Here is a 23773-nt window from a genome sequence, read left to right on the forward strand (position 1 = left end):
CATGGGTTGATGGACGAAAGGTGCGAGGTGGCGGTCAACCGTCACCCACCCCATCGACCCGGGACGAAAGGGATGAGGGCGCGCGATGGCCAAGCAGACCGTGGCGGAGCAATACGTGGACATCCTGGTGCGCGCCGGTGTGCGGCGGCTGTACGGCGTGGTCGGCGACAGCCTCAACCCCGTGGTGGACGCGGTCCGCCGCAACGCCGCGATCGACTGGATCCAGGTGCGGCACGAGGAGACCGCCGCCTTCGCCGCCGGTGCCGAGGCGCAGCTCACCGGATCCCTCGCCGCCTGCGCGGGCTCCTGCGGCCCCGGGCACGTCCATCTGATCAACGGGCTCTACGACGCCCACCGCTCCATGGCCCCGGTCATCGCGCTCGCCTCGCACATCCCCAGCAGCGAGATCGGCACCAGCTACTTCCAGGAGACCCACCCCGAGCGGCTGTTCCAGGAGTGCAGCCACTACTGCGAGCTGATCTCCCACCCCCAGCAGATGCCCCGCGTGCTGCAGACCGCCGTGCAGCACGCGATCGGCCGCAGCGGGGTCAGCGTGGTGGCACTCCCCGGCGACATCGCCGCCCGCCCGGCGCCCGAGCGCGCCGAGGAGCACGCCCTGGTGACGTCCCGGCCCACGGTGCGCCCGGGTGACGCGGAGATCGACCGGTTCGCCCGCATGGTCAACGAGGCGGAGCGGGTGACGCTCTTCTGCGGCCGGGGCTGTGCCGGGGCGCACGACGAGGTGATGGCCTTCGCCGAGCTCCTGAAGGCGCCGGTGGGGCACGCCCTGCGCGGCAAGGAGTGGATTCAGTACGACAGCCCGTACGACGTCGGCATGAGCGGTCTGCTCGGTTACGGTGCGGCGTACGAGGCCACTCACGAATGCGATCTGCTGATCCTGCTGGGCACCGACTTCCCGTACGGCGCCTTCCTGCCCTCCGATGTGCGGACCGTTCAGGTGGACGTCCGCGCGGAACACCTGGGCCGCCGCTCCAAGCTGGACCTCGCCGTCTGGGGCGATGTGCGGGAGACGCTGAGCTGTCTGACGCCGAAGGTGCGTCCCAAGACGGACCGCCGCTTCCTCGACCGCATGCTGAAGAAGCACGCCGACGCGCTGGAGGGCGTGGTCAAGGCGTACACCCGCCGGGTCGACAAGCACATCCCGATCCACCCGGAGTTCGTGGCGTCGGTGCTGGACGAGGAGGCCGCCGACGACGCGATCTTCACCGTGGACACCGGGATGTGCAATGTGTGGGCCGCCCGCTATCTGTCCCCCAACGGCCGCCGCCGGATGATCGGCTCCTTCACCCACGGCTCGATGGCGAACGCGCTGCCGCAGGCGATCGGCGCCCAGTTCATGGACCGCCGCCGTCAGGTGATCTCGATGTCCGGCGACGGCGGATTCACCATGCTGATGGGTGACTTCCTCACCCTCGTCCAGTACGACCTGCCGGTGAAGGTGATCCTGTTCAACAACTCCGCGCTGGGCATGGTCGAGCTGGAGATGCTGGTCTCGGGCCTGCCCGCGCACGGCACCGGCTACCACAACCCGGACTTCGCCCAGATCGCCCGTGCCGCGGGGGTGTACGGCGAGCGGGTGGAGAAGCCCAAGCGCCTGCGGTCCGCGCTGCGCGCCGCACTGCAGCACAAGGGGCCCGCGCTCCTGGACATCGTCACGGACCCCAACGCGCTGTCCATCCCGCCCAAGATCAAGGCCGAGATGGTGACCGGCTTCGCGCTCTCGGCCGGCAGGATGGTGCTGGACGGGGGCGTCGGCAAGATGCTCCAGATGGCCCGCTCGAACCTCCGGAACGTACCGCGCCCCTGATCAGACCGCCCGCCAGACGAAGTGACCAAGTAACACAGCAGCCCCGTCGGCATCATCCGGCGGGGGCTGTTCGCGTTGGTCAGGACGCCAGTCCGGACTGCTTTGCCATGGCCAACAACTCCGGTCGGCTGCACTGGTGGAGCGTCCACAGCACGCGCAGTACTTCCCGCGCCATCGGATGGATCTCCGCCATCTGCGGGGCGACGTGGAAGGCGTACTTCAGTGCGTCCTCCGCACCCGTCAGATCCTTCGTCGCGAGGCGAGCACGGGCAGCGTCGATTGCCAACCGGCCCACACGCGACGGCTTGAGGCCCGGGGGAGGAGTCTTCAGTAGCGGGGCCGCCACTTCCGCGGCCTTGTCAGGGTGGTTCAGCTCGATCTGTGCGGCCAGCTCGTACAGCGCGGTGTTGCCCTGTCCAAACGTCAGGTTGTGCTGAAGGACATCGGGCCCAGTGACCCGCTCCGCTAGCGCCTTCGCCCGGCGCACGTGGTCCGCGGTGGCGTTCGCGTCCTCGTGGCGGGAGGCCAGAACGATGCCGCGGAGGTGAAGCGAGCCAAGGTGAACGACTCGTTCCAGATCATCACCCGGAGTCTTCTCGTACCTGACGATGGCCCGCTCGATGATCGCCAATCCATCGGAATACTCGCCGGCCGACTGGTACGTCCCCGCTTCGTTCCACGCCGCAGCAGCCGCCGCTTCGGGGTTCCAGGTCTGCTGAGCCGCCCACTGCTGGCGGCTCACGATCATGTCTGCCAGGTCCGGCTGTCGGAATCGGTGAGCGCAGGCGTAGGCACAGCTATACACGTCAGCCACGTTCCCCCACGCAACAGCGTCCCCGTCGCTCTCCATGGCCGTCGCGGTGACCTGGCCGAGCAGCTTGGGGAGGAGCTGGAGCAGCTTCAGGTAGTCGGTGTCGGCACGGAACTCAGCGGCCCGCTTGAGAGACGCTGCCAGTTCGTCGGGGGGCGGAACGTCTTCGCGTGGCAGTGTGTGCCGGCGGACGACTGTTCGGAGATCGCCCATCAGCTCATGCTGCTTCGACGGATCGGCGAAAGGATCGCCGTAGACGCGGGCCGTCGTCACCTTCAAGGCGCCTGCCGCTGCTGCCACGATTGGCGGAGTCGCCGGACGTAGTCCTGTCTCGATTTTGCTCAGGTACGAGAGCGTGATCCCCATTTGGCGGGCGAGAGCCGTTTGACTCAGCCTGCGGACCTTGCGCAATACCGCGATGTTCTCGCCCGCTGACGGTGCGCTGTGCATGGCCCAACTGTCGCACGCCAATTCGCCCGCGTCCCTATCTCCGGAGGGCCTGACGCCTCGTTGTGCAAGTTTTGTGTCAACTGACCATGATTCACCCGTCGTTACCTGGCCACACAGGGGAAACCAGTGACCGGGAGCCGCAATGACCGCCGACGAGTCGAACACCCTCGTATTCATCTATGACCGCGAGGGGACCAGCCAGACAGATCGACTGCTCGCCCGCATCGCCATCTGCCGTGCCTACTCTGCCGAGATTGGCTGGGACGTCGCGGGTCAATGGGTCGATCGCGGGGACGCCGCTGTGGGCGAACGTCGGCCGTTCTGGCAAGGCATGATCGCGGCAATGAAGCAGGAAGGCCAGGGACGCCGCACCGTGTGCCTGGTGGCGACCTGGAACCGCGTCGCGTATGAGCTGGACACCCGAGCTCATCTGCGGCAGCTCGTCACCGAAGCCGGTGGGACATGCGTGGCCGTGGAAGACGCCGCAGCACCGCCACCGCCCAACTCCCGAGACGCGGCCCTGCGCCGGATCCGCGCCAGCGGGACGCAGATCGGGCCGGGGGCGACGCTGGTCCGCCACGACGGGGCGACGTCGTGACGTGGTTCCCCAGCAGGGACGACCACCTGCCGCGACGAGAGGCGATCTCGCGTGTCGCGGCCGTGACGCCTCGCGAAAGGGCCGCCGCGCTGTGGCCGGCGCCGACCGACCGGAGTATCCCGGTTGCGGCCGGATGTGAGCACAGTGAGCCCGGTGGCGAGGGCACATGCGCCGGCGACTGCAGTAACACGGGCCCGAACTGAGTTGACGCGCTGACAGCCCGACGCGCGGCACGTATTCTCGGCTACAGGAGGTGGTCGCCATGTCGCAATGGGTAAACCCTCGTGCGGTCGACGTAGTCCGGTTCGCGAGTCGGTTCCAGGCGCCGTCAGCACTCCCGGACGATGCCTGTGGCTGCTGGGCCGGACGCAGACGCCGGTGGGGATCGCCTCACCGATCTCGGCCCCGATCCTCGGCGACTGTGCTTGTCGGTGAGGACGGCGCGATGTATGCCGTCCCGTGTAGCAGGTGCGGTGGAACGGGCGTCGTCCCGTAGGTCAGCCAGCACCCGTCAACGGCCCCGTCCGTGCGCTTCCCCGCGGCGCCGGGCGGGGCTTCCTCGTGCTATCGGGATACGCACCTTCGTCCAGTACGACAACCCGTACGACGTCGGCATGTCTGGGGCGATGTGCGGGAGACGCTGAGCTGTCTGACGCCGAAGGTGCGTCCCAAGACGGACCGCCGCCGTCAGGTGATCTCGATGTCCGGCGACGGCGGATTCACCATGCTGATGGGTGACTTCCTCGCCCTCGTCCACTCCGGAACGTACCGCGCCCCTGATCGGACCGTGGATGGCCGGGGGCGGTCAGCCGCCCCCGGCCCCCGCCTCAGCCGCTCACCGGCCTCAGCCGCAACGTCAGGATCTGGTGCGGCCGCAAGGCCAGGGTCAGTCCACCCGGGCCCGTGGCCGCCTCGTGCAGTGGGCGCTCCAGCAGGTCCGTCACCTCCGCCCCGAGCACCGGGAAGCCGGTGACCAGGGTGCCCGCCGCCCGGCCGCCCTGGGACTCGTACAGCCGCACCACCACATCGCCGCTGCGGTCCTCCGCGAGCTTGACCGACTCGATCGTGATCGCGGGGTTGTCCACCGACACCAGCGGCGCCCGCTCGGACGGTCCGGTGGGGAGGGTGCGCAGTGGCAGGTTGAGGGCGAGCCCCTCGGCGACCGCCTCGGCGACGCCCGCGCCCGGCAGCAGGGCGTAGCGGAAGCGGTGGACGCCCAGGTCGGTCTCCGGGTCGGGGCTGTGCGGGGCACGCAGCAGGGTGAGCCGCACGGTGGTGCCCAGCACCTCGCCCTCGCCCGTGCCCCCGTCCGCGCCTCCGTCCCCGTCCGCGTCCGTGCCCTCGCCCCTGTCGTGCGCCGTACGGGTCACGTCGTGGCCGTACGTGGAGTCGTTGAGCAGCGCCGCCCCGTACCCGGGCTCGGCGACCCGCAGCCAGCGGTGGGCGCAGATCTCGAACCGGGCCGCGTCCCAGCTGGTGTTGGTGTGGGTGGCGCGGTCCACATGGCCGAACTGGATCTCCGCGGTGGACACCTTGGCGTGGATGTCCAGCGGGAACGCCGCCTTGAGGACCTTCTCCGACTCCTGCCAGTCCACCTCGGTGGCGATGTCGAGGCGGCGGTTGCCCGCGGCCAGCGTCAGTTCCTGGGTGATGCGGGAGGCGCCGAAGGACCGTATGACCCGGACCGTGGCGCGCAGCGGACCGGACTCGATCAGCTCGACGGATTCGGCGTCGGTCAGATCGGTGTGGCGGCGGAGGTAGTGCCGGTCGATGTCCCAGGCGTCCCAGTGGTTGGGGTGGTCGGGGTGGAGCTGGAGGAGGTTGCCGCGGGCGCCGGGGGCCAGCACCTCACGGCTCGCGTCCAGGTCCAGCACCGAGGTGAGCAGCCCCTCGGCGTCGATGGTCACCCGCAGCCGGTCGTTGTCCAGGACGATGGACTGGCCGTCGCTCAGGGCCGTCACCGGCGGTGCCCCATGGGGTGCGCCGCTGGCGGCGGCGGGTGCCTGCGGGGCGGTCCCCACGGGTGCCGCGCCCAGCCCGGCGACCCGCACCGCGACCGCCGCCCGGCCCTCGCCCAGCGGCTGGACCGGGGCCCCGGACGGCAGGGCGGCCGCCGTCCGCGCGTCCAGGACGGCGATCTCCTCGCGCTCGTACGGCGAGGCGTTGAGTACGGCGGGCCCGCCGCCGCCCAGCGCGGCCACCGCCCCCGCGATGATCTCCTCCAGCTCGGCGAAGACCATCTCGTAGGTGTCCCGCGCCTCGCGGTGCACCCAGGCGATGGACGACCCGGGCAGGATGTCGTGGAACTGATGCAGCAGCACCGTCTTCCAGATCCGGTCCAGCTCGTCGTACGGATAGGCGTAGCCGGGCGCGTGCAGTGCGGCGGCCGTGGCCCACAGTTCGGCCTCCCGCAGCAGATGCTCGCCGCGCCGGTTGCCCTGCTTGGTCTTGGCCTGGGTGGTGTACGTGGCCCGGTGCAGCTCCAGATACAGCTCGCCCGACCACACCGGTGCCTTGGCCCCGTACTCCCGCTCGGCCTCGGCGAAGAACTCCGAAGGTGGCTGGATCTCGACGGTCGGCGAGCCCTCCAGGGAGACGAGCCGCCGCGCCTTCTCCAGCATCTCGCGGGTCGGGCCGCCACCGCCGTCGCCGTAGCCGAAGGGCACCAGCGAGCGCGTGGCCAGCCCCTTGTCGGCGAAGTTCTTCTCGGCGTGGGCGAGTTCGGAGGCGCTGAACCGGGCGTTGTAGGTGTCCACCGGCGGGAAGTGGGTGAAGACCCGGGTGCCGTCGATGCCCTCCCACCAGAAGGTGTGGTGCGGCATCTTGTTGGACTGGTTCCACGACAGCTTCTGGGTGAGGAACCACCTCACCCCCGCCAACTTGGCGAGCTGCGGGAAGGCGGCCGTGTAGCCGAAGGAGTCCGGCAGCCAGATCTCCTCGGTGTCCACCCCCAGCTCCTCCAGGAAGAACCGCTTGCCGTGCACGATCTGCCGGGCCAGCGCCTCACCGCCGGGCATATTGGCGTCCGACTCGACCCACATCGAGCCCACCGGCGCCCAGTTGCCGTCCGCCACCGCCTTCTTGATCCGCTCCCAGATATGCGGCTGGTGCTCCTTGACCCAGGCGTACTGCTGCGCCTGTGAACAGGCGAAGACCAGCTCCGGGTACTCGCCCGCGAGCGCGGTGACATTGGCGAAGGTGCGGGACGCCTTGCGCACCGTCTCGCGCAGCGGCCACAGCCACGCCGAGTCGATATGGGCGTGTCCGGCCGCCGAGACCCGGTGCGCGCTGGAGTGCGCGGGACGGCCGAGCGCGTCGGTCAGCTCGGCGCGGGCGGCGGCCGCCGTGCCGGGGACGTCGTGGAGGTCGAGTGCGTCCAGCGCGTTCTCCAGGGCACGCAGGATCTCATGGCGGCGCGGCCGGTCCTCCGGCAGCTCGTGCATCAGCTCCGAGAGCACCTCGATGTCCAGGACCAGATGCCAGACGGTCTCGTCGAGGACGGCCAGCTCGGCCGAGGCGAAACGGTACAGCGGCTCGTCCCCGGCGGTCAGCACATCGCCGAGCCGGGTCGGAATGAAGCCGTCGCGCAGCACGGACGGGTTGGCGGCGGCCTCCAGCAGCAGCCGTACGGTCTCGCCACCGGCCGCGGGGGCGGCTACGGGGATGTGGCGGTTGCGCGGATGGATGCCCTTGATCGGCACGCCCTCCGCGTCGTACACCAGCCCCTCGGCCTGGAACCCCGGGGCGTCGTCGGTGAAGCCCGGGTCGATGACGGCCTCCACCCGCCGCCCCGCCCAGCCCTCGGGCACCGCGCCCTCCAGCCGGAACCACCAGGTCGACCACGGACTGCCCCAGTCCGTGCCGGTGGTGAACGGCTCGTAGGTGCCCGCCAGCGCCTCCGCGACCGGCACCGGCTCACCGGGGGTACGCCACGCGGAGAGGGTGAGCGGCACCCGGGCCGTGTACTGGGCGGGCCTGATGAACTGGCGCAGCGCGCGGTCCAGGCGCCCCTCCACCAGTGGTCGGTCGTCGTGCATCACGGCTCCTCGGTTCGAGCTCGGGGGATCACTCAGCGGATCACTCCCAACAGTTCCCTCGGTGTGTGGGGGGCAACACGCGGGCATGCATTTCCGTGAGCGTGTTCGACGACATTCGACGCTGGCCGCCGTCAGGGGGCGGCCGGGGCGGGGGAGGATGAAGCGTCAGCCTGTACGGCCGGGCCGGGGGCATGGGCAGGGCCGGCCGGATGCGGGGCCGAAGGCTGCGGAGGCCGTTCCGGAGGGTGTTCCGGAGGCCGTTCCGGAGGCCGTTCCGGTGGAGTGCGGCCCGGTCCTGAGCAAGCGATTGGCGCACGACGATCTCGCGGGGGTGGCACGGGTCCGCGCGGAGCTGCGCGAGATGCTGCGGCACTGGGGCGGGCCCGGCCGGGCCGATCTGGCCGAGCTGCTCACCAGCGAGCTGGTGACCAACGCGCTGGTGCACACCGACCGTGGTGCGCAGGTCACGGCCTCGATGGGGGACGGGCCGGGCGCGCGCGTCACCGGGCGATTACGGGTGGAGGTGCGGGACTTCGTGTCCCGGCACCCGACGCTGCGCGACCGGCCCGCCGAGGACAGCACATCCGGGCGCGGACTGCTGCTGGTGCATACGCTCGCGGACGCCTGGGGCGTGCGGGCGCACGGGGTGGGCAAGGTCCTGTGGTTCGAACTCGAAGCCGAGGGCGTTCCGTAGCCGCGTCCCATCGACGCGTGGCGCGGACGTCGTGGCGCGGACGTTGCGGCGCGGACGTTGTGGCGCGCGTCGGCGCCTTGCGCGGTACGGACCCGCCGGGCGGCGGGCGGGGATCCGTGGCCCCCGCCCTTGCCGCTGCCTCAGCCCCGCTCAGCCGAAGGCGCGCTCGATCTGCGCCAGCTTCTCCTCGAGGGAGTCCAGCCGCGGGAGGGTGAGGGTGTCGTCCTCGGCCGTGAGGTCGATGGTGTGGGAACGGTCGGCCTCGGAGTCCTTGTCCTTCTCACCGAAGCCGAAGCTGAAATCCCGATCGCGGTCCTTGTTCCGGTCGCGGTCCAGGTCATGGCCCAGGTCGCCGGTCGCGGACTCGGCGCCGCCCGCGGAGCGCAGGGCGGGCCGGGCGGAGGCGGCGGCCAGCTGGGCCTGCTCCGCGGCCCCGGCGGTCTCCAGCACCTTCTCGCCTATGGCAGGCTCCGAACTGAGCTGTGCGGGCGGCGGGGTGGCGGCGGTGACCTCCACCTGACGGCCACCGCGGCGGCCCCACATCCGGTGCTGCCGGTTGAGCGCCCGGATCCGGGCCCGGTCCAGCTTCTCCTGGTCGCGCCGGCGGGTGCGGTTGTGCTCCTTCTCGCGCCGGTCCTCGCGGACCTCCTCGACGGCCTCGTCCAGCGTCCGCACGCCCTCGAGCAGCATCAGCGACCAGGCGGCGAAGGTCTCGCGCGGAGCGCGCAGCCAGCGGACGACGCGGATCTGCGGCAGCGGCCGCGGCACCAGGCCCTGCTCGCGCAGCGCGGCCCGGCGGGTCTGCTTCAGGGCCCGGTCGAAGAGGACCGCCGCCGAGAGCGACATGCCCGCGAAGAACTGCGGAGCGCCCGCGTGGCCCATGCCGCGCGGCGCGTGCACCCAGTTGAACCAGGCCGCGGCGCCCGCGAACAGCCACACCAGCATGCGCGAGCCGAGCGCGGCGTCACCGTGGCTGGCCTCCCGCACCGCCAGCACCGAGCAGAACATCGCCGCGCCGTCGAGCCCGAACGGCACCAGGTACTCCCAGCCGTTGGTCAGCGCCAGGTTCTCCCGCCCGAAGCCCACCAGGCCCTGGAAGGAGAGCGCCGCGGCCACCCCGGCGCAGCAGAACAGCAGGATATAGGCGGCCATCCCGTAGATGGCCTCCTTACGGCGCCGACGCTCTTCGCTGCGCTCCCAGGAGTCGGTGATGACGCTCTCGTCCTTCTTCCGTCGGCCGCGCGCGAGGACAACCGCCGCCCCCACGACGCCGGCGAGCGCCACGACGACTGGCAGAACCAGCGATATGTCGGTCAGTCTCATCCGGTGCCCCTTGATTGGCTTCCATGAAGTTCTGGCCGCAGTACGGCCTACCGCGCGCGACATCCTGGCGGAATCCTGCCGGGCCTCGAGCGGTTTTGGGACAAGAGGCCGCCAAGTAGGCGGGGGGACACGCGAATAGGTGCGATGCGATCCGAACACTCGCGCTGTGCAAGCGGCTTGATTCTATTCACGGAACCCGATCGCGGGTAATCCGACCGATCGGCTTGCCGGTCGAGCTACGGTCCGTGTACGAGGAGCAACGTTACTGCGACCTTAAATGATGTTTACGGGCTTTGCCCGGGGGCGGCCTCCGCATATCGTTTCGATGGGATGTCAGGAGGACCGGAGTGGATCAGTCCGAAGCACAGGCGGCGATGGAGCCGCTGCCCTCCTGCGGCGCGCCCGCGGCACGCAGGTCCCCGCGCCGGCACTCGGTGCGCGGCCAGATCCTGGACGCCCTGCGGGACGCGTTGGCCGGCGGTGAGCTGACCCCGGGCGAGGTGTACTCCGCACCGGTGCTCGCCGAGCGCTTCGGCGTCTCTCCCACCCCCGTACGGGAGGCCATGCAGCAGCTCGCGGGCGAGGGCGCCGTCGAGGTGGTGCCCAACCGGGGCTTCCGGGTCGCCCGCCGCAGCGAGCGCGACCTGGCCGAGCTGGCGGAGGTACGGGCGCTGCTGGAGGTTCCGGTGATGCTCAGCCTGGCGGAGGCGATCGCGCCCGAGCGCTGGGCCGGGCTGCGGCCCTTTGCCGAGGCGACGGCGGCGGCCGCCGTAAGGGGCGATCGGGCCGCCTACCTGGAGTCGGACCGCACCTTCCACCAGACGGTGCTCGGCTTGGCCGGAAACCAGCAGCTCGTGATCGTCGCCGACGATCTGCACCGCCGCGCACAGTGGCCCCTGGCCTGCGGCCGCACCACGCGCACCGCCGACCTCGTCGCCGACGCGAAGGAGCACATGGCCCTCCTCGACGCCCTGGCCGCCCGCGACCTCGACACGGTCGAATCCCTCACCAGGGCCCACTTCGCCCCGACGGTCTGAGGGTTGAGGACCGAGGGCCGAGGGCTGGGGTCCGAAGGCTGGGGTCCGAGGTCCGAGGTCTGAGGGCTGGGAGCTGGGGGCCAGTAGGAGGCGTCCGGCGGTTCTTGGCGCCTGCGGCGGGCTGTTCCCCTCCCCGCCCCTTCCCTCAACTGGGGCTCCGCCCCAGGCCCCGGGGCCTGGGGCGGAGCCCCAGCCATGCGGCGGAGCCCGCATATCGATGCTGAGGGAAGGGGCGGGGGCGGGGAAGGCATCGATATGCGGCTCCGCCCGCGTGGTCCGCCGGATGCCCCGCAGGGGCTGGGGGCGTACGGGTCGTCCCGCGCCCCCGGCCGGGTTCGCCCCGGGGCATGCTGTGGTTCTCCCGGGGCGAGCCGGGGCCGGTCAGTCGGCGGTTTCCTCGGGGGACAGTTGTTCCGCGAGCCAGACGGGGACGCCGCCCAGGAGGCGGACCAGGCGGCCGGCCTCGGTGCGGAGGCGGGTGGCCTCGTCGGGGTCGGGTTCCACGTCGGCCAGGGCGGCCAGGGCCGGGGCGATGCCGACCAGGTAGCCCAGCTCCTCACGGATCCGCAGCGACTCCGCGAAGCCGTGCCGAGCGTCGGGCAGATCGCCGTCCGCCTCCGCCATGGCGGCCAGATGGCGCCAGGTGAACGAGCGCAGCAAGGTGTCGCCGTGCGCCGCCGCGCCCGCGTGGGCGCGCTGGAAGGCGGCCAGGGCGCCGGTCGGGTTGTGGGCGAGGTGCTGGGAGATCAACCCGCGCCGGAAGTCCAGCAGCGGCCGGATCGGGGAGCCCGGTGAGAGCAGCGCGGCGGCCCGGCCGAGCGCGGTCCGCGCCTCGTCGGCCCGGTCCCGCACTCCGAGCAGCGTGGACGCGTACGCCAGATAGCCCCGCTCGCACGCGGTCGCGCCGCGCTCGGTGTCGGTGAGCGCGAGCGCCTCCGCCGCCCGCAGGGCGTCCTCGGCCGCGTCCCAGCCGGTCGAGGTGTACATGCACCGTTCGGTCAGGACGATGCTGCGCTTGAGCGCGGCCGAGGCGTCGTCCGCCGCCCGTGGGGTGAGCAGCTCGGCGGCGTCCTTCCAGCAGCCGCGCGAGCGCAGCCGCCATACCGCCGTGTCGAGTGGGTCGTCCACAAGCGGGTCGAGCCCGCGCCCCGTTCTTACCTCGGAATGGGAACCTGACGATCCAGGTGGTGACATGGCGGTGTCCGCCACATTGCCCTCCCCAAGCGCGCCATCGAGCCGGAAGCTGTGGGCGAATCTCAGCACGAATGCGCGCGCCCGGCCAAGAGGTTGGTGTGAATGAATTCACAAACCCCTGGCAAGGGTGATGTCGCGGTGGGGCCCGGAGGCGCGCTCCGGGCGCTCCCGCGGGCGCCACCGCAGACGCCTGACCAGGCGCCTGCGCACACGCTTCCCCAGACGCCTCCGCGCCGCGTCAGCTCATGCGCAGCGCGAGGAAGAAGTCCAGCTTGTCCTCCAGGCGCGACAGCTCGCGCCCGGTCAGCTGCTCGATCCGGCCGACCCGGTAGCGCAGCGTGTTGACGTGCAGGTGGAGCCGGGCGGCACAGCGCGTCCAGGAGCCGTCGCAGTCCAGGAACGCCTTCAGGGTCGGGATCAGCTCGGCCCGGTGGCGCCGGTCGTACTCGCGCAGCGGATCCAGCAGCCGGGCGGTGAAGGCGCGCCGCACATCGTCCGGGACGAAGGGGAGCAGCAGTACGTGCGAGGCCAGCTCCTGGTGCCCGGCCGCGCACACTCGCCCGGGGCGCGCGGCGGCCACGCGCCGGGCGTGCCGGGCCTCCTCCAGGGCGCCCCGCAACCCGTCCGCGGAGTGCACGGCGGCGCTGACGCCGAGGGTCAGCCTGCCGTCGCCGTCCAGGCCCCGGGAGAGCGGCTCCCGGACGGCGGCGAGCAGCGCGTCGGCCTGTACCTCTTCCGTCTCCGGGTGGCCCGTGGCGCCGTCCGACGGGCCGTTGAAGAGCGCCGGGAGGGGGACGAGCGCCACCGCCTCGTCACCGGTGTGCGCCACGGCGATCCGGTCCGAGGGCTCCGGCCCGGTCGCGTACGGGTCGACCAGGATCTCCTCCAGCAGCGACTGGGCCACCTGGCCGCCGGGGATGCCATCGGGGACGCCCCTGCTCTCCGGTGAGGAGCCCTCCCGCGCGCCCCGGTCCCGCGCTACGCCTTCCCGTCCGTCCCGGCCCCATCCGTCCCGGCCCCATCCGTCCCGGCCCCATCCGTCCCGGCCCCGCGCGCTCCCGTCCCATGGGGCGCCGTCTCGCGTGGCACCCTCGCGCGTCCCGCCGTCCGCGCCCTTCCGCGCGCTGCCCAGCCGCGTCCCGCCGTCCGCGCCGTACTGCTGCTCCGCCGTGACGCCCCACTCCACCCGGGCCACCACCACCTGCCAGTGCGGCGCCGTGCCGAGGCCCGGCAGCAGCACCGGGGCGGCCACCCGCAGCCGGGCCGCGATCTCGGCGGGCGGCGCGCCCGACTGGACCAGCTCCAGCACCTCCTGGGCGAGCCTGCGCCGCACCGTGCGGGAGGCGTTCCGCCGGTCGCGCTCGACCGCGATCAGCTGGGTGACCCCGTAGAGCAGATCCAGCCGCTCCTCCGGCCATTCGTCGGCGTCCGCGCCGACCGCCAGCACCCAGTCGGACAGCACGGTCTCGCGCACGTCGTCGCCGGGGTCACCGCTGCGGATGGGGAAGAGGGAGTACGTCATGCCGTCCGCGGCGGTCAGCCGGTGCGGGCCGCGCCGCCCGTCGCGGCGGGCGGCCAGTTGCTCGCCCGCCAGCTGGGCGCCGACCGCCGCGGGCGGCTCCGCGGCCGCTCCGGCGGCGGTCGGGCCCGCGATCCGGCGGCCGGTGGGGGAGAGCACCCACGCGGTCAGGTCCAGGTCGGAACGGAGCAGGTCCAGGACGACCTCGGGGCCGCCGCCCGCGGGCCCGGACGTCATCATCCGGCGGTGCCGGTCGACGACCGCGGCCAGGTCCCCGGCCCGCTCGCCGGAGACCTGGCGCACCACATGCTCGGTGATCGTGGCGAACGCGACGTCCTCGACCACGGAGAACAGCGGCAGCCGATGGCGGCCGCAGGCCAGCACCAGATCCTCGGGCACGGCCCCCAGCTCCGCCTCGCCCGCCGCGAGACCCGCCACCCCGGCCGCCGCGAGGATGCGGACGAACGGCTCGGAGTCCTCCGGCTCATGCCACCAGGCGAGTCCGGTCAGCACCAGCTCGCCCCCCGAGAGATAGCGGCTGGGGTCGCGCAGATCGGTGGTCATCACGCCGCGCACGGTACGGTCCAGCTCGTCCTCGCCGCCGAGCAGACGCAGCCCCAGGGTGTCGTTCTCCAGCAGTGCGCGCAGCCGCATGTGATGCCAGCCGATCTTGTTCCGTGTCGCCGGTCGAATACCGCGAGGTTTCCGGTCCCCGCTGTTCGTTCGAATCTACAAGGCCTGGCCCCTGGCCAGCCAATTGCTTCATGTCTTTGGTGACTGCACCATGTGGCCCACACCTCGGTCTACTGGCGTTGAGCCGTGTGCAGAGTTCCTGGAGGGGAGCCCCTCCCGACGACGCCGACGCCGACGCCGACGATTCGAGAAGAGAGACCCATGGACTTTTTGCGCCCCGCCGGCTGGGAGGAGGCGCTCGCCGCGAAGGCCGAGCACCCCACCGCCGTGCCCATCGCGGGCGGCACCGATGTGATGGTCGAGATCAACTTCGATCACCGGCGGCCCGAGTATCTGCTCGATCTGACGCGCGTCGCCGAACTGGCCGAGTGGGAGGCCACCGACCGTACGGTCCGGCTGGGCGCGGGCGTTCCGTACACCCGGATCATCGAGGAGCTCCGGACCGAGCTGCCGGGCCTCGCGCTCGCCGCGCACACCGTCGGCTCACCGCAGATCCGCAACCGCGGCACCGTCGGCGGCAACCTCGGCGCCGCCTCGCCCGCCGGGGACGCCCACCCCGCGCTGCTGGCGGCCGGGGCCGAGGTGGAGGTCGCGTCGGTGCGCGGCACCCGGCGGATCCCGGTCGAGGAGTTCTTCACCGGGGTCAAGCGCCACGTCCTGGAGCCCGATGAGCTGATCCGGGCGGTGCACATCCGACGAGCGGACGGTCCGCAGCAGTTCTCCAAGGTCGGCACCCGCAATGCCATGGTGATCGCGGTCTGCGCCTTCGCCGTCGCGCTCCATCCGCGCACCCGCACCGTGCGCACCGGCATCGGATCGGCCGCGCCCACGCCGGTACGGGCCCGGGAGGCCGAGGAGTTCCTGGGCGCGGCGCTGGACGAGGGCGGCTTCTGGGACAGCGGCGCGCCCCTCGACCCGTCGGTCGTCCGGCGCTTCGTCGAGCTGTGCGCCGGGGCCTGCCGCCCGATCGACGACGTACGCGGCACCGCCGCCTACCGCCGCCACGCGGTGGGGGTCATGGCGCGCCGCACGCTCGGCTGGACCTGGGAGGCGTATCGCGAGGGAGAGGGGAGGACCGCACAGTGCGCGTGAACATGACGGTCAACGGGCGGCCGTACGAGGCCGATGACGTCTGGGAGGGCGAGTCCCTGCTGTACGTGCTGCGCGAGCGGCTGGGGCTTCCTGGTTCGAAGAACGCCTGTGAGCAGGGCGAATGCGGTTCCTGCACGGTCCGTCTTGACGGGGTGCCGGTATGCGCCTGTCTGGTGGCGGCGGGGCAGGCCGAGGGCAGCGAGGTGGTCACCGTCGAGGGGCTCGCGGACCACGCCCGGCAGCGGTCCGGCGAAGCGGCTGGAGCCGTCTGCCCCGGTGAGCCCGAGGAGGGTCACCCGGGGACGCCAGGGACAACCCGGCATCCCGAGCCGACCCGCCCTGGGCAGGTCGCCCCGCTGGCCCCGGTCCAGCAGGCGTTCATCGACGCGGGCGCCGTCCAGTGCGGCTTCTGCACTCCCGGGCTGCTGGTGACCGCCGATGAGCTGCTGGAGCGCAATCCCGACCCCTCCGACGCCGACATCCGCGAGGCGCTCTCCGGCAACCTCTGCCGCTGCACCGGCTACGAGAAGATCCTCGACGCGGTCCGGCTCGCGGCCGCCCGCACCGGGGAGGCGGTCTGACCATGGCAGCAGACCGCACCGCCAGTGCCCCCGCCACCCTCACCCAGGCCACCGGCGCCACCCGGGGGACCGTCGGCGAGTCCACCCCGCGCCCGGACGGCACCCTCAAGGTGACCGGCGAGTTCGCGTACTCCTCGGATCTGTGGCATGAGGACATGCTGTGGGGCTTCACCCTCCGCAGCCCCTACGCCCACGCCGCGATCCGGTCCGTCGACACCGCCGAGGCGCTCGCCCTGCCCGGGGTGTACGCCGTCATGACGCATGACGATCTGCCCGCCGGGACCCACTACGGCCTGGAGATCCACGACCAGCCGGTGCTCGCCAAGGACCGGGTCCGCTTCCACGGCGAGCCCGTCGCGATCGTCGCGGCCGACCACCCCGAGACCGCCCGCCGCGCCGCCGCCCGGATCGCGGTGGAGTACGAGGAGCTGCCGCTGGTCGTGGACGAGGCCACCGCCACCGCACCGGACGCTCCGCTGCTCCACCCGGGCCGCCGGGACCACCACGCGTCCCATGTCCCGCATCCGAACATCGTGCACCGCCAGCCCATCCGGCGCGGCGATGTCGCCGCCGCCCGCGCCCGCGCCGATGTGGTGGTCCGCCGGGACTACGAGGTGGGCATGCAGGACCAGGCGTTCCTCGGCCCGGAGTCGGGGCTCGCGGTGCCCGCCGAGGACGGCGGGGTGGACCTCTACATCGCCACCCAGTGGCTGCACGTGGACCGCGACCAGCTCGCCCCGGTGCTCGGGCTGCCCGCCGACAAGGTGCGGCTGACGCTCTCCGGCGTCGGCGGGGCGTTCGGCGCGCGCGAGGACCTGTCCATGCAGGCCCACGCCTGTCTGCTGGCGCTGCGCACCGGACGGCCCGTCAAGATCGTCTACAACCGCTACGAGTCCTTCTTCGGCCATGTCCACCGCCACCCCGCCAAGCTCACCTACGAACACGGCGCGACCCGCGACGGCACGCTGCTCTACGTCCAGTGCCGCATCGTCCTGGACGGCGGCGCGTACGCCTCCTCCTCCCCGGCGGTGGTCGGCAACGCCGCCTCCCTGTCCATCGGCCCCTACGTCGTCGGGAATGTGGATGTCGAGGCCATCGCCCTCTACTCCAACAACCCGCCCTGCGGTGCGATGCGCGGCTTCGGCGCCGTCCAGGCCTGCTTCGCCTACGAGGCCCAGATGGACGCGGTGGCGGCCGAACTCGGCCTGGACCCGGTGGAGTTCCGGCAGCGCAACGCCATGTCGCAGGGCGCCACCATGCCCACCGGGCAGCTGGTCGACTCCCCGGCCCCGGTCGCCGAGCTGCTGCGCCGCGTCAAGGCGCTGCCGATGCCGCCCGAGCGCGACTGGGAGGCGGCGGGCGGCCCGGTGGACGTACGGGCCCTGCCGGGCGGGCTGTCCAACACCACCCACGGCGAGGCCGTGGTGCGCGGGGTGGGCTATGCGGTCGGCATCAAGAACGTCGGCTTCTCCGAGGGCTTCGACGACTACTCCACGGCCCGGATCCGGCTGGAAGTGATCGGTGGCGAGCCGGTCGCCCTGGTGCACACCGCGATGGCCGAGGTCGGCCAGGGCGGTGTCACCGTGCACACCCAGATCGCCCGCACCGAACTGGGCGTCGACCGGGTCACCCTCCACCCGGCCGACACCCGGGTCGGCTCGGCGGGCTCCACCTCCGCGTCCCGCCAGACGTATATGACGGGCGGCGCCGTCAAGCACGCCTGCGAGGCGGTCCGGGCGGAGGTGCTGCGGCGCGGCCGCGAGCGGTTCGGCGCCTCCCACCCCGCGTGGGCGGAGCCCGAACGGCTGCGGCTGGAGGACGGCAAGGTGGTCACCGACGGCGGCGAGGTGATCGGCGACCTCGCCGGGATCCTCGGCGACGAGGCGATCGACCTGGAGCGGGAGTTCCGGCACCGGCCGACCGAGCCGTTCGATCTGCGCACCGGACAGGGCTTCGGCCATGTGCAGTACTCCTTCTGCGCCCACCGCGCGGTCGTCGAGGTCGACACCGAGCTGGGCCTGGTCAAGGTGGTCGAGCTGGCGGCCGCGCAGGACGTGGGCAAGGCGATCAATCCGCTGTCGGTGGTCGGGCAGATCCACGGCGGTTCGACGCAGGGGCTCGGGCTCGCCGTGATGGAGGAGATCGTCGTCTCGCGGGACGGGGCGCGGGTGCGCAACCCGTCGTTCACGGACTATCTGATCCCCACCATCCTCGACACCCCGGCCATGCCGGTGGAGGTGCTGGAGCTGGCCGACGACAACGCCCCGTACGGGCTGCGCGGCGTCGGCGAGGCGCCGACGCTCTCCTCCACCCCGGCCGTCGTCGCCGCCATCCGCGCCGCCACGGGCCGCCCACTGAAGCGGGTGCCCGTCCGCCCGGAACATCTGACCGGCGGCTGAGGGCAGATTTCGCGGGTCCGGCGCGTTGACGCGAATATAGGCGGCCTGTACATGGCCGTCCGAGGAGCTGATCACCATGCTGGACATCGCCGCCGAGCTGCACCGCTGGTGCGCGGAGGGCCGGGATTTCGCCGTCGCCACCGTGGTCTCCGTGGGCGGCAGCGCACCCCGGCTGCCCGGCGCCGCCCTTGCCGTGGACGCGGAGGGCACGGCGGTCGGAAGTGTGTCCGGCGGCTGTGTCGAGGGCGCGGTGTACGAGCTGTGCCAGGAGGCGCTGCGCACCGGCGAGAGCGTGCGGGAGACCTTCGGCTACTCCGACGAGGACGCCTTCGCGGTCGGCCTGACCTGCGGCGGGGTCATAGATGTCCTGGTCAGCCCGGTTCGGGCGGCCGACCGCGACCTGCGCCCGGTGTTCGCCGAGGCCGCGTCCGCCGCCGCCGAGGGCCGGACGACCGCGCTGGCCCGGATCGTGGACGGCCCGCCCGAGCTGCTGGGCCGCGCCCTGCTCGTCCGCGCGGACGGCGGCTGGGACGGCACCCTGGGCGGCCACCCCGAGCTGGACCGTACGGCCGCCGCAGAGGCCCGTGGCCTGCTGGACGCGGGGCGCACCGCGACCGTGGAGATCGGCGCCGAGGGGAGCCGCTGCGGGCGGCCCGTCACGCTGCTCGCCGAGTCCAGCGTGGAGCCGCCGCGCATGATCGTCTTCGGGGCGGTGGACTTCGCCAGTGCGCTGGTGCGGATCGGGAAGTTCCTGAACTACCACGTCACGGTCTGCGACGCCCGTCCGGTCTTCGCGACCGGGCCGCGCTTCCCGGACGCCGACGAGGTGATAGTCGACTGGCCGCACCGCTATCTCGACCGGACCGAGGTGGACGGCCGCACGGTGCTGTGCGTGCTCACCCACGACCCGAAGTTCGACGTCCCGCTGCTGGAGCGGGCGCTGCGGCTGCCCGTGGCGTACGTCGGCGCGATGGGCTCCGCCCGCACCCACCGGGACCGGCTGCGGCGGCTGCGCGAGGCCGGTGTGGGCGAGCCGGAGCTGGCCCGGCTGCGCTCCCCGATCGGGCTGGACCTCGGCGCCCGTACGCCCGAGGAGACCGCGCTGTCCATCGCGGGCGAGATCGTCGCGAACCGGCGGGGCGGCAGCGGAACGCCGCTGACGGGTGCCCGGACCCCGATCCACCACGACACCCGGGCGCCCTCGGACCGGATCGGCTCGGTCGCCTGAAACGCCGTCGGACGCCGTCGCCCGAGACTCCGCGCACCTGAAATCGCATCAGATCACAGAAGGATCGTCTGACATAAGGCCACTCCTGAGCGGGAAAAACCCTCCGCCATCTGGCGGAAGGTTCATTTGCCGGGTGCCGGTTCCTGAGTGAGAGTCAGAAACCGACCTTGGTCCTGCCGCCCCCTGGAGTGCGCACGTGCGTAAGAGACGCAAGATCCTCACCGTGTCGACGGCCGTCGTGGCCGCGGCCACCCTGCCCCTGTTGATCAGCCCCGTGGTGAGCGCGGCCGTGTCGGAGGACGACGACGAGTCCCCGCGCGTGGCCCGCCTCTACGCCCCGCCCCCCGACCGGGACTCCTACCGCCAGGTGGCCCGGCTCGCCTGGCGGGGCGACTTCCGTGACTCCGCCGGGCTCCTCGCCATGGTGCGGACGCCGCACGCGGTCTGGTACGGGGACGAGACCCCGGAGCAGGTCACGCGGCTGGTCCGCCGGACGGCGCGGAGCGCGGGCTGGCAGGGGCGGCTGCCGGTCCTCGCCCTCTACAACATCCCGGGCCGTGACTGCGGCAGCTACTCGAGCGGGGGAGCCGACGGCCTCGCCGCGTACCAGGCGTGGATCGACGCCGTCGCCGAGGGCATCGGCGACCGCAAGGTGATGATCGTCCTCGAACCCGATTCGCTGGCGCTGCTGCCCTCCGACTGCGCCGACGCCTCGAACGCCGAAGAGACCGCCGTCGAGTCGCAGCAGCCGGAGCAGACCGCCGTCGGGGAACTGCCCGCCGCCGAGGAGTCGCCCGCCGTCGAGGCATCGCCCACCGAGCTGCCGCCGCTGCCCGACCCCGGCGCCGCCACGGCCCCGCCCGCCGCATCGGCCGCCTCCGGCACCGGCGAGGAGGCCGCGCAGTCCACCGACTCGCAGCCCACGGACGCGCGCCCCGCCGCCGCCGAGAACACGGCCCCCAAGCCCCCGGAGGCCGCCGACCCCGAGCCCGCCGCGTCCCAGAGCCCCGACCCCGAGCCCTCCGCCGAGCAGCCCGGCACCCTGCCCGAGCTGCCCCCGCTGCCCACGCCCGACCCCGTGACCCCCGAGGACGGGAGCGACACCGGTGACCTGGACACCCCGGTGGTCGAGGACCCGGAGACCGCCGCCCGCTACTCCGAGATCAACTACGCGGTCGACGTCCTCAGCGCGCTCGGCAACGCGTCGGTGTACCTGGACGCGGGCCACTCCGGCTGGCACTCCGTCAGCAGTATCGTGCCCCGGCTGATCAAGGCCGGGATCGACCGCGCCACCGGCTTCGCCCTCAATGTCTCCCACTACCAGACCGACCCGGACAGCGCCTGGTACGGCCGGCTGGTCTCCTCCTGCCTCGCCTACGCCGACGAGGGCGGGGACCCCGAGGACTGCGCCGAGCAGAGCTGGTCGCGGCGGCATGTCCGCCGCTGGCTGCGCCATCACGTACCGGACGACCCGGCCCGTATGAAGCACTACGTCACCGACACCAGCCGCAACGGCCAGGGCCCCTGGACCCCGAGGGCCGCGACCCACCGCCACAACGACGTCCAGTCATGGTGCAACCCGCCGGGCCGGGGTCTGGGCCGCCGCCCCACCACCCGTACCGGCGAGGCACTGCTGGACGCCGCGCTGTGGGTGAAGACGCCGGGCGAGTCGGACGGGCGCTGCCTGCGCGGCACCGACGGGCCCCTGGACCCGGTGCGCGGGACCGTCAACCCCGAGGCGGGGGAGTGGTTCCCCGAGCAGGCGCTGGAGCTGGTGCGCTACGCGGACCCGGCGGTCCACGTCTTCCGCCGGCCCCACGGCCGCTGACGCCCGGCGGTCAGCCCGCCGGATTGTGCCGGACGAGGGCGTCGACCAGGCCGGACGAGGTGTTCGGGAAGTCCATCGGAACGATCCCGAGCCCGATCCAGCTCTGTGCCTCGGCGCCCTCCAGGAACGATTTCACCCGCGGGTTCAGCCGGTCCGAGTTGGAGCGGGGCGGCAACAGGGCGGCGGTGGAGACGTAGTTGATGAAGAGCTTGCCGGGCTGGGCCGCCGCCTTGCGGAACTGCGCCTCGATCTTCGGGTACTTGCCGATCGGCTCCGCCATGTAGTCGTCCTGGATGTCGAAGAGCGCGCCGTCGCCGTACCGCACCCCCGGCATGTCGTCCGAGTCGGCGAGCAGCACCACCCTGCCCCGGGCCTGACCCAGGGCGGGGAGGGTGGTGTCCAGGCGGAACAGGGAGCGCCAGCCCTTGTCGTCCAGATAGATGTCGAAGATCCGGCGGAACTCCGCGGCGCTCTCCTCCGAGTACTCCTGCTTGACCCGCATCAGCACCGTCTCCGACGGATGCGCGGAGAGGAAGGAGCGGCAGGCGCCGAGCACGTCGTCGAAGTTGAGGTTCTGGTAGAAGGCGCCGTGGTGGATGGGGAAGGCGTTCTCGAAGGCGCGGCAGCGGATGTCCAGGAAGCGGATGCCACTGGCCAGCTGGTCGGCGATGGTGGTGTTCTGACACTCCGTCCACGGACCGCCGAAGCGGGCGCCGGAGTCGTGGGTTCCGGGCAGGGTCAGCCGCTGGACCGGAGTGGCGTCGGCGATGGCCGACAGCCAGTCCTGGGCGGCGGTCGCCCTGGGCGGCGCGGCGGTGGCCGTCGCGGTGCCGCCGACGGCGGTGACCAGCCCCGCGGTGGACAGTGCGGCCGCGCCCCTGAGGAACCCTCGCCGGTCCATACGCCCACTCCCGTCGCTCGCCCGCCGGTGCCGTGCCGCACGGCATCGAAGCACAAACGGCATGGAGGAGCTACGGAAAACGGCTGAATCAGCGGTTCATCGAGGGATTCCCTAGAACCGCCGGAGAGGTGTTACGCCGTCAGAGCCAGTCGCGGCGCTTGAAGATGAGGTACAGGCTGACGCAGACCACCGCCATCAGCAGGATCGCGAACGGGTAGCCCAGCACCCAGTGCAGCTCGGGCATATGGGTGAAGTTCATCCCGTAGATGGTGCCGACCAGGGTGGGGGCGAACAGGATGGCCGCCCAGGCGGAGATCTTCTTGACCTCCTCGTTCTGCTCGAAGCCCGCCTCGGCCAGCGCCCGCATCTCGGCGTTCTGCTGCTGGGTCACCAGGGTGGCGTTGACCGCGAGGATGTCGGTGAGGGCGGAGCGGAAGCCGTCCACACGCTCGCTGGTGTGGGTGACGTGGTCGGCCACGTCCCGCAGATAGCGCCGGAGCTCCTCATCGGTGCCGTACTTGTCGAAGCCCGCCATCAGCCCGTGCAACATCCCGACCAGCGGCCGGGTGGCGCGCTGGAACTCCACCATTTCGCGGGAGAGCTCATAGATGCGCCGCGAGACCTCGGGATCGCCGCGGAAGACCTCGGTCTCGATCTCGTCGATGTCGTTCTGCACCCCCGCCACGACGGGGGCGTAGCCGTCCACGGCCGCGTCGAGGATCGCGTACAGCACGGCCTCGGGGCCCAGCGCCAGCAGCTCGGGGGTGGACTCCATCCGGGCGCGCACCGCGGACAGGTCCGGGGCGGCGCCGTGCCGGACGGTGATGACGAAGTCGGGGCCCACGAAGACGTGCAGCTCGCCGAAGTCCACCTCCTCGGGCGCGTCGAGATAGCGGGCGGCGCGCAGCACCACGAAGAGGGTCTCGCCGTAGCGCTCCAGCTTGGGGCGCTGATGGGCCTCCATCGCGTCCTCGATGGCCAGCTTGTGCAGATCGAACTCCTCGGCGAGCGAGAGCAGCTCCGCCTCGCTCGGCCGGTACAGCCCGATCCACGCCATGGCGCCCGTCTCCTCGCGCAGCCGCCGGTAGGTGGCGGCGAGGGACCCGGGGGTGCCGACCCGGCGGCCGTCGCGGTACACGGCGGCGTCCACCACACTGCGCTCGTCGACCTCGGCCGGGGCCCCGTCGCCCGCCGCGGCGGGCGGCTCGCCGCGCGGCGGGCCCGGGGCGGGGCGGGGTGTGGCGTCGGCCGGGCGCCGCCAGGGGTGGCGCTTCGTGGGACGCGGGGTGCGGCGGCGCTCGGACATAGAGGGTCCTCACCTTCCTGTCGCGAGCACTGACCTCAGTGCAGGATATCGCCCTATATGACCGTGGTGCGCCCTGGGGCAGCGGCGGGCTGCTTGACACGATAGTTGCTCCAGATCAAGTGTTATTTCGAGGGGCACCCGGAGAGCCGCCCTGGGATTCACCGGTCCGCGGTCCGGAGGGGCCCTTGACCGCCAGGGCACGGAAGCCGCCACCGGCGCCCGCCCCCGCCGACCCGGCGCCCGGCGACGGGGCC

The 23773-nt window shown here is 72.3% G+C and carries 16 protein-coding genes; 9 read left to right on the top strand and 7 right to left on the bottom strand.

From position 1 onward, the window contains the following. Positions 1–85: 85 nt before the first annotated feature. Entirely contained in the window at positions 86–1828 is a 1743-nt protein-coding gene (locus J2Z30_RS20535) for a pyruvate dehydrogenase (RefSeq protein ID WP_044569143.1), read from the top strand. Positions 1829–1907: 79 nt separating this feature from the next. On the opposite strand, the gene J2Z30_RS20540 is transcribed toward J2Z30_RS20535, so the two are convergent. Then, positions 1908–3089 carry a helix-turn-helix domain-containing protein gene (locus J2Z30_RS20540; protein ID WP_209468760.1) on the bottom strand — a complete coding sequence of 394 codons (1182 nt, stop codon included), beginning with the start codon at positions 3087–3089 and terminating at the stop codon, positions 1908–1910. A gap of 142 nt (positions 3090–3231) precedes the next feature. Here J2Z30_RS20540 and J2Z30_RS20545 point away from each other — a divergent pair, with 142 nt between their 5' ends. Then, a complete protein-coding gene (locus J2Z30_RS20545) occupies positions 3232–3687 on the top strand; it encodes a recombinase family protein (protein WP_052701306.1) in 456 nt (151 codons plus the stop codon). 827 nt (positions 3688–4514) lie between these two features. On the opposite strand, the gene J2Z30_RS20550 is transcribed toward J2Z30_RS20545, so the two are convergent. Then, complete coding sequence (locus tag J2Z30_RS20550) at positions 4515–7724, bottom strand: alpha-mannosidase (RefSeq protein WP_044569142.1); 3210 nt, start codon at positions 7722–7724, stop codon at positions 4515–4517. 157 nt (positions 7725–7881) lie between these two features. Here J2Z30_RS20550 and J2Z30_RS20555 point away from each other — a divergent pair, with 157 nt between their 5' ends. After that, the gene (locus J2Z30_RS20555) at positions 7882–8418 is read left to right on the top strand and encodes an ATP-binding protein (RefSeq protein ID WP_245388212.1); all 537 of its coding nucleotides are present in this window, start codon (positions 7882–7884) and stop codon (positions 8416–8418) included. 150 nt (positions 8419–8568) lie between these two features. Here the strand turns inward: J2Z30_RS20555 and J2Z30_RS20560 are convergent, their stop codons facing one another. Next, positions 8569–9741, bottom strand: a complete 1173-nt coding sequence (locus J2Z30_RS20560) for a DUF2637 domain-containing protein (protein ID WP_044569141.1) — start codon at positions 9739–9741, stop codon at positions 8569–8571. Positions 9742–10115: 374 nt separating this feature from the next. Here J2Z30_RS20560 and J2Z30_RS20565 point away from each other — a divergent pair, with 374 nt between their 5' ends. Then, a complete protein-coding gene (locus J2Z30_RS20565; RefSeq protein WP_245388251.1) occupies positions 10116–10778 on the top strand; it encodes a GntR family transcriptional regulator in 663 nt (220 codons plus the stop codon). A gap of 381 nt (positions 10779–11159) precedes the next feature. Here J2Z30_RS20565 and J2Z30_RS20570 read toward each other — a convergent pair whose 3' ends face one another. Both J2Z30_RS20570 and J2Z30_RS20575 read right to left on the bottom strand, forming a co-directional pair. Continuing rightward, positions 11160–11972, bottom strand: coding sequence for a hypothetical protein (locus J2Z30_RS20570; RefSeq protein WP_209468764.1), 813 nt, complete (start codon positions 11970–11972; stop codon positions 11160–11162). A gap of 238 nt (positions 11973–12210) precedes the next feature. Next, positions 12211–14145, bottom strand: a complete 1935-nt coding sequence (locus J2Z30_RS20575; RefSeq protein ID WP_044569138.1) for a PucR family transcriptional regulator ligand-binding domain-containing protein — start codon at positions 14143–14145, stop codon at positions 12211–12213. 240 nt (positions 14146–14385) lie between these two features. Here J2Z30_RS20575 and J2Z30_RS20580 point away from each other — a divergent pair, with 240 nt between their 5' ends. The 5 genes from J2Z30_RS20580 to J2Z30_RS20605 all read left to right on the top strand — a co-directional run bounded on the left by J2Z30_RS20580 (position 14386) and on the right by J2Z30_RS20605 (position 21312). After that, positions 14386–15276, top strand: coding sequence for an FAD binding domain-containing protein (locus J2Z30_RS20580; protein WP_044569137.1), 891 nt, complete (start codon positions 14386–14388; stop codon positions 15274–15276). Beyond that, positions 15267–15857, top strand: coding sequence for a (2Fe-2S)-binding protein (locus tag J2Z30_RS20585; RefSeq protein WP_044569136.1), 591 nt, complete (start codon positions 15267–15269; stop codon positions 15855–15857). Before J2Z30_RS20580 ends, J2Z30_RS20585 begins: the two co-directional genes overlap by 10 nt. Before the next feature lie 2 nt (positions 15858–15859). Continuing rightward, positions 15860–18256 carry a xanthine dehydrogenase subunit D gene (gene pucD / locus J2Z30_RS20590; RefSeq protein WP_044569135.1) on the top strand — a complete coding sequence of 799 codons (2397 nt, stop codon included), beginning with the start codon at positions 15860–15862 and terminating at the stop codon, positions 18254–18256. A gap of 76 nt (positions 18257–18332) precedes the next feature. Then, positions 18333–19484 (top strand): XdhC family protein, encoded by a 1152-nt coding sequence (locus J2Z30_RS20595; RefSeq protein ID WP_044569134.1) that lies wholly within the window; start codon positions 18333–18335, stop codon positions 19482–19484. Positions 19485–19680: 196 nt separating this feature from the next. Then, positions 19681–21312: a glycoside hydrolase family 6 protein gene (locus J2Z30_RS20605; protein ID WP_052701304.1), complete on the top strand. Its 1632-nt coding sequence runs from the start codon at positions 19681–19683 to the stop codon at positions 21310–21312. Positions 21313–21322: 10 nt separating this feature from the next. On the opposite strand, the gene J2Z30_RS20610 is transcribed toward J2Z30_RS20605, so the two are convergent. After that, entirely contained in the window at positions 21323–22213 is an 891-nt protein-coding gene (locus J2Z30_RS20610; protein ID WP_044569133.1) for a phosphatidylinositol-specific phospholipase C, read from the bottom strand. A gap of 139 nt (positions 22214–22352) precedes the next feature. Then, positions 22353–23519 (bottom strand): magnesium and cobalt transport protein CorA, encoded by a 1167-nt coding sequence (locus J2Z30_RS20615; protein WP_044569132.1) that lies wholly within the window; start codon positions 23517–23519, stop codon positions 22353–22355. Positions 23520–23773 lie beyond the last annotated feature (254 nt).

The sequence above is a fragment of the Streptomyces iranensis genome (assembly GCF_017874715.1).
GTDB classification, from domain to species: Bacteria; Actinomycetota; Actinomycetes; order Streptomycetales; family Streptomycetaceae; genus Streptomyces; species Streptomyces iranensis.